We start from the raw sequence: 5,861 nt of genomic DNA on the forward strand, positions 1-5,861 counted from the left end.
GCTTTCATGTCCACCCCAGCTTACGCCCAGTTTGAAGAGCTTGAGGTGATCGGCGAAGGCGCGGATATCGACGCCCTCGCGGAAGATGAACGAAAACAGGCCCGAGGTGCCGTTGAGCCCGGCGGGCAGACGGTTGGCGAGCCCCGGATGGCAGACCGTCTCCACCACGTCGAGCTTCTGCAGGCGCCTGGCGATTTCAAGCGCCGATGTCTCGTGGGCTTTCATGCGCAGCGGTAGCGTGCGCAGGCCGCGGATCAGGAGCCAGGCGTCGAACGGCGAAAGCTTGCCGCCGAGATAAGGATAGGCCTCGGCCTTGACGCGCGCAATCATCGCCTTCGAGCCAGCGATGACGCCCGCCACCACATCGCTGTGGCCACCGAGATATTTCGAGGCCGAATGAATGACGAGGTCGACGCCGAGCGTCAGCGGCCGCTGGAAGAACGGGCTTGCCCAGCTGTTGTCGATCATCGAGACGACGCCGTGTTGTCTGGCAAGCGCTGCGAGCGCACCGACATCATGCGCTTCCATCACCCAACTCGTCGGGCTTTCCATGTAGAAGAGCTTGGCGCCGGGGAGCGCCTGGGCGATCGCTTCCTCGTCGCGCCCGTCGACATAGGTCACCTCGATCTTCATCCGCTTCAGGATCGTGCCGAACAGGCGGAAGGCATCGGGATAGACATGTTTGACGGCAACGATGCGGTCGCCCGGCTCGACGAAGCTCAGCACCGCCGACGAGATCGCCGCCATGCCGCTGGCAAAACCCAGCGCATCCTCGGCACCTTCGAGCTTGGCGAGCATTTCCTCGAAGGCGCGCACTGTCGGGTTCAGGCCGCGCGTATAGATCGGCCGCACCTTCTCGCCGCGATAGGAGGCGATCATGTCGTCATAATCGGAAAAGGTGAAAAGCGAGGTCTGGAAAATCGGCGGCACGACGGCGTCTGCGAAGTTGCCTTCGTCATGAGCCGTGATGAGGGAAGCAAGATCGAACGGTTCTGCGCCGTTGCTCATTTGGACATTTCCTTGATGTCTTCCTCGACGATATCGAGAATTTTCAATGTTTCCGCGCGCGCCGCCTCGGGATCCCCGGCAGCGATCGCGTCGAAAAGCGTGCGGTGAAAGGGAAAGGACCGGCGGGCGAAATCCTGCCGGTCGAACGGATGCTCCCAGAAGCGCTCGAAGGTCTCGCGCATCTGCTCGAGAAGCTGGCGAAACAGCGGATTGTGGGTGGCGTCGTAGACAGCGAGGTGAAAGGCCAGATCCTCCGGGCCGGAGGTGCCTTTCTCGATATGCACCCGCTCCATCTCGTTCAACTTTTCCTCGATGACGACGAGATCCGTGTTCGTACGCCGCCGCGCCGCGACCATGCCGGCCTCGCATTCGATGCCACGGCGAACCTCCAGCGTCTGCAGCAGCACGTCGCGCAGATGAACCGTGTCGAGCGACAGCGGCATGTGAATCGTCGCCCTGGAAACCGGCTTCAGCAGATAGGTGCCGCTGCCCTTGCGCGTCTCGATGACGCCGAGCGCCTGGAAGTGGCGGATCGCCTCGCGGATGGTCGAGCGGCCGACGGCAAGGGCTGCCATCAGCTCGCGCTCGGCCGGCAGCCGGTCACCCGCCTTCAACCTGGCTTCCTCGACATAATCCGCCAGCGCATCAGTCACCTGACGCGCGCGGTCCATGGCCGGAAGCGGCCGGATCACCGGCCTGTCGCTGCTATTTGCCTTCATGGTTCCCCATTTTTCTTCTCAGGCAGCCGACCTTGGAATTGGTCTGACATCTTAGCATTTCTCAAAGAGCGAAAGACGTCAAGTCGCCTTCGCTGTTCGTCGTGCTGGTTTTGCTCGCCAGCCAGGCCAAGTCGTGGGGATGGCCGTAGTCGGGACATTATGTTCGCTTCAGTGGCGCTATTCCGGCCAAGACAGTCGTCGCCACGCGCGAGGCGTTGGTCTGAACTTCCCAACGGGGGGTTCATGCCCACGCCGCTACGATCCATACCGAGGCGACCAATTCAACCCTGGACGGATCACCAAGACCCGCGAGTGCTTCTCGCAATTTGGGCTAGACTGCCGCCTTGATCGAGGGGGTCTCGCGAGCGATTTTGCCAAGCGGGCCGATGCTCAACAGCACTCGCGTCATCGCATCAACGTCACCGCTCGTAACCGCTTCGTCGTGAGGCGCGATGACGATGTCTTTGAACCCGGCGGACGTAAGAACAGTGCGGACGTATTCGGCGTCTGAAAAGCTAAAGGGGGTTCCGCGTTGGCAATAGATGCCCCGCCGAGATACCTGCGCTCGATCTCAGCAAGGTAGGCGGGTCTGTAAAATGATCCTGTAACCTGTACTCGATGTCGGACGTTTCGTAGCCGTCCAATCCCATGGCCGTTGGAAGTAGTTGGCGAGCGTCCGCGCGGCGAAGCGACCGAGTACTGACTACCCCAGGTCAGGGTGCCGTGCTATTGTGGATCGAAATTCCGAGGTGAGGCTATGCGCCGGCTGTTTGCATCGGTAGCGTTGTTTTTATCGGCGACAGTGGCGGCCGCGGGTGATCCCTTGTTCGATGCCGTTTCAGCGGGAGACGCCCTCGCCGTCGAGCAGTCCCTTACCGCGGGTGCCGATGTCGACAGCCGCACTCGCGACCAGTCAACGCCACTTATCAATGCAGCCCTCGCAAATCAGATCGCCATCGTTGAGCTGCTGATCGGCAAGCATGCCGACGTCATGGCTCGGAACTCTGGCGGCTTCACTGSGCTTCATGCAGCTGCGTATTCGGGAAGCGTACCCATCAGCAAACTGCTCCTCGACCACGGAGCAATTCTCGACGATGCGTCCAATAAAGCGGGTGTTACCCCGCTCATGGTTGCGGGTGAAGAGAACCACGTCGCTCTTGCTGATTTCTTGTTGGCTAAGGGAGCTGATGTGGGCCACGTAGAGGTTCACGGCTACGCGCCAATCGCGAGAGCCATCTGGAAGGGCAATTTCGATATCGTCCGGCTGTTCAAGCAGCATGGCGTGACGTGTCCTCCGCTCAGCGTCCTCGGCGAGGAGGAATTTTACGCGAAGTGCATGGAAATTCACGAATGAACAGGAGGCGAAGATGCACTCTGGAAGCAGAACACAATGCACTGGTCGCTATTTGGTGATGATCGGTCTCGCTGTCGCATCGGCTGTCGGTGGATCGCAGGCAGTGGCCAACGACTCAGTAAATACGGGGTACTTTGGCGGTGTCGCTATCATGGGGTACGACACGGTCGCCTATTTTACCGAAGGCAAAGCGACGAAAGGTTCGGATAAAATCTCCTACGAATGGATGGGGACGCCCTGGCATTTCGCCAATAACAAACACCGCGAGATGTTTATGAGCGAACCGCTTAAATACGCGCCTCAGTACGGCGGCTATTGTGCGGGCGAGGTGAGCGGCGGGTCTGTCACGGTCAACATCGATCCTGAAGCCTTCAAGATCGTCGAGGGCAAGCTTTATCTGATGTATGACAAGGCGGACGCGGAGGGGTTTGCCGCCCATCCGGCGGACACCGTGGCCAAGGCCGATGCCAAATGGCCGAAGGTCGCTGCCGATCTCGAACTGGATCAGTATCACTGACCGCGAACGGCTTCTATTCGGCAGCCGAAAAATAGAAGACCTTGGACGAGTTCACGTAAGTGTAGCCGGTTTCGTCGGTCGGCGTTGCATGTCTGTAGACCGGACCGCAATCGGGCTGGCCAAATGCGTTTTCGCTCTGCTCGCAAAGGAGGTCGCCTTTGACAGAAACCGTCTCGGTCATCATCTGGGTTGCCGAGCGGAAGGCAGCTTTGCCGTCCATTTGGACCTGCATGATCGCAAGGCTTTCGGTGGGCTCGGTTTTTCCCCGCAGAAGTTTGCCCATGACGATGGCCGCGATCTCGGCACCCTTCAGGCGATATTGCTCGTCCCCGTGGAAGCCGAACGGCCACTCTGGCAGGCCGGCCTCGCGCAGCGCGTCTAGAATAAATGCCAAATCCTCTTCCCGGAAATCGCCATTGAGGAGCCGCCACGCCGCCAGGCAATCGCGCCCCCCGAGAAGGCGTCCTGCCTCGGCCACGGTGGCACGAGCCTCATCGATGCGACCGACACGGACATAGGCCATGGCGAGTGCGGTAACAAACTCGCCGTTGCCTTGAGAGCCGTAGCCAGCGCGCTTGAAACTGTCTATCGCCCTGCCGTAGTCGTGCTGCAGATAGAAAACCATGCCAGCTGTGTATCGGTCGATGGCGGAGGGGTTCGGGTCGTACCTGAGCGCCGTCTCGACAGCCGCGGCGGCGTCGGCGTGATTGCCCCAGACCAATTGAACATATGCGACCGCCATATGGGCTTCGGCATTGGCGGCACCAAGCGACACGGCCTTTTGTGCCGAGGCGATTGCCTGCTCATAACGTCGGTCTACAGCCTGCATGATGGCGAGGACCGCGTAGGGTGACGGAAGTGCGGGGTCGAGGGCAAGGGCGCGACTTGCCTTCTCGTAGGCTCTTTTTCGCGCCAGCGCACTCTGGAGAACGTCGTCATATGTGCTGCGCCAGACAAAGGACGTCGCATGCGCATCGGCCGCGAATGCTTCGGCAAAGCCGCCGTCCAGTGCCTCCGCCTTGTCAAACAGCGCCAATGCCTCGAGCATCCGGGAACGGCGTCCTGTACGGGCCGCCTGCTCGGCACGCAGATAATAATCATATGCCTCGAGATTAGTGGTCGGAGGACGGGCGATGCGCTCGGTCTCGCTTCGAGTCAGTTTCAGACCGAGCGCATCGGCAATCTGTCTGCCCATCGCGTCCTGCACGGCAAACACCTCCGCCGCGCTGCGGTCAAATCGATTGGCCCACAGATGGTCGCCGCTCGAGGTATCGATCAGTTGCGCGTTGACGCGGATCAGATCGCCGCTCCGCTGCACGCTGCCCTCAACGACGAAGCGCACGCCGAGGTCACGTCGTATTTCGTCCAGGACGTGGGGCTTGCCTTTGTACGTAAACACGGAATTCTGGGAGATGACGTCAAGGTTCGAAAGCCTGGCGAGATCGGTAATTAGGTCGTCGGTAATGCCATCGGCGAAATAATCCTGGGATTGATCTTCACTCAAGTTGGCGAAGGGTAGCACCGCGATCGATGGGCGGTGCGTATAAGGCCATTGCCATACGATGACCGCCGCTGTGATCGCGATCAATAGCGCTGTGAGCGCTAATAGCGTCATACCTCGCCACCATGCACGCGGGGCAAAGACGACCTTGCCAGTCTTGGCTGGGTCAATCAGAACGCGATAGACGCGAACCGGGTCGGCTATGTTCTTCAGCCGCTGCTCGCCGAGAGCCACGAAGCCAACATCGACCTTATGCGCAACCTGGTCGAACGCGGTGCCGGATATGAAAATTCCGCCAGGCTTTGCAATCCCCTGTAGGCGGGCAGCTATGTTGACGCCGTCGCCATAGATGTCGTCGCCTTCAACGATGATGTCACCAAGATTGACACCGATGCGAAACCGAATGCGTTGTTCGTCCGAGACCCCCTGGTCTCTGCTGGACATCCTCCGCTGGATTATGGCCGCGCATTGGACTGCATCCACGACGCTGGCGAATTCGACGAGTGCGCCATCGCCCATGAGCTTGATGATCCGGCCATGGTATTCCTCAATGGTGGAATCGATCAGCTCCCGGCGGCAGGCTTTCAGCCGTTCCAACGTTCCGGCCTCGTCCGCGCCCATGAGGCGGCTATAGCCGACCACGTCAGCGGAAAGTATCGCGGCGAGACGTCTCTCCATTGCTCTGCCCACCCTTTCGATCCAGGGAGCTGGGCATCTTACCACGGCCGAGGGCGCGCAGGCACCGCAGCCTCGGTCTTTTAC

5 protein-coding genes are annotated in these 5,861 nt (G+C 60.2%); 2 read left to right on the forward strand and 3 right to left on the reverse strand.

Annotated features, from left to right (window positions below):
- The coding region (locus AC1D1Z_RS32915) for a PLP-dependent transferase (protein ID WP_477853043.1) at positions 1-1,008 on the reverse strand (1,008 nt) is incomplete at its 3' end.
- Positions 1,005-1,727: a FadR/GntR family transcriptional regulator gene (locus tag AC1D1Z_RS32920; protein ID WP_130719084.1), complete on the reverse strand. Its 723-nt coding sequence runs from the start codon at positions 1,725-1,727 to the stop codon at positions 1,005-1,007. The genes AC1D1Z_RS32915 and AC1D1Z_RS32920, both read right to left, overlap by 4 nt.
- A 757-nt stretch (positions 1,728-2,484) precedes the next feature.
- Between AC1D1Z_RS32920 and AC1D1Z_RS32925 the strand changes: the two genes are divergently transcribed.
- A complete protein-coding gene (locus AC1D1Z_RS32925; protein ID WP_477853045.1) occupies positions 2,485-3,081 on the forward strand; it encodes an ankyrin repeat domain-containing protein in 597 nt (198 codons plus the stop codon).
- A 13-nt stretch (positions 3,082-3,094) separates the two neighbouring features.
- The gene (locus AC1D1Z_RS32930; RefSeq protein WP_085995573.1) at positions 3,095-3,598 is read left to right on the forward strand and encodes a YHS domain-containing (seleno)protein; all 504 of its coding nucleotides are present in this window, start codon (positions 3,095-3,097) and stop codon (positions 3,596-3,598) included.
- Between the two features lie 13 nt (positions 3,599-3,611).
- On the opposite strand, the gene AC1D1Z_RS32935 is transcribed toward AC1D1Z_RS32930, so the two are convergent.
- Complete coding sequence (locus tag AC1D1Z_RS32935; protein WP_446946640.1) at positions 3,612-5,777, reverse strand: adenylate/guanylate cyclase domain-containing protein; 2,166 nt, start codon at positions 5,775-5,777, stop codon at positions 3,612-3,614.
- Between the last annotated feature and the right edge of the window lie 84 nt (positions 5,778-5,861).

The sequence above is a fragment of the Rhizobium sp. P1_E1 genome (assembly GCF_056406015.1).

Excerpts from the sequence above, each read along its gene's own strand:
- AC1D1Z_RS32935 (WP_446946640.1), bottom strand. The coding sequence starts at position 5,777 with ATGGAGAGACGTCTCGCCGCGATACTTTCCGCTGACGTGGTCGGCTAT.
- AC1D1Z_RS32920 (WP_130719084.1), bottom strand. The coding sequence starts at position 1,727 with ATGAAGGCAAATAGCAGCGACAGGCCGGTGATCCGGCCGCTTCCGGCC.
- AC1D1Z_RS32930 (WP_085995573.1), top strand. The coding sequence starts at position 3,095 with ATGCACTCTGGAAGCAGAACACAATGCACTGGTCGCTATTTGGTGATG.